Source organism: Arthrobacter sp. JCM 19049 (assembly GCF_001310435.1).
Window position 1 is genome coordinate 1 of the sequence record NZ_BAXF01000811.1, and the last position, 735, is coordinate 735.

Sequence of the window (735 nt, forward strand, 5' to 3'; positions counted from 1 at the left end):
CCAGCTTTCTGAGGGAAACTGGGCCCGGCGCCGTTGGCTTATCCAGAGCGCAGCGCCGCCGCGTCGGGCACGGGGAGGCTACGGGTTTGGGTTCCAGTAGGTGTTGCGCTGCGGCTTTTGTTCCGGATCGGTGTGCTTGGGCATGATCACGTAGGGCAGCCCGTCGATCACCACCACCTCGATCTGCCCGCTGTCCACTGCGTGGTGGTCGGAGTCGCAGAACGGCCCGATATTGGCCAGCTCCGTTTTCCCACCGAGGTACCACGGTTTGATGTGGTGGAACTGCAGTTGGGAGGGTGGCGCGGTGCACCCGGCACCAGGCAACATCGGTCCCGGGCCAACACCGCGCGCTGCAGCGAGAGCGGAACCAGGCGTTGGGTTCGCCCGTAGTCCAGCAGTTCGCTCTTGGCGCCCAGCACGGCCGAAATGATGTTGGCCTGGCACAGCAGCCGCCTGAGTTCTCCTGGCGGAAGGTCCAGCCGTGGGCCGTTTGCGCGTGGGCCGAGGCCAGATCGCGCAGGTCCTGCAGCTGCAGGTAGACGACCGCTTCGGGGCGGATCGTCTTGCGTTGTCCGGTGCCGGTGGGGGAACTGGTGAGCAGGTCCATGATTGCGTTCAGCGCCCGTTCCGGTGGGGTGGGTTCCAGCCCCGGAGCCGCCGGTTCCCAGCGGGCCGAGTCATCCACGTCGTCGGGCAGGAAGTCCGGACGGTCATCCGCCCCGGCGTTCGCCTGCT

The 735-nt window shown here is 67.1% G+C and carries 1 protein-coding gene; it reads right to left on the reverse strand.

The features are described from left to right. Positions 1–78: 78 nt before the first annotated feature. Positions 79–327: an HNH endonuclease signature motif containing protein gene (locus JCM19049_RS16445; RefSeq protein WP_054822073.1), complete on the reverse strand. Its 249-nt coding sequence runs from the start codon at positions 325–327 to the stop codon at positions 79–81. Positions 328–735: the final 408 nt, after the last annotated feature.

Coding starts and splice junctions, on each gene's coding strand:
- JCM19049_RS16445 (WP_054822073.1), bottom strand. CDS start 327: ATGTTGCCTGGTGCCGGGTGCACCGCGCCACCCTCCCAACTGCAGTTC.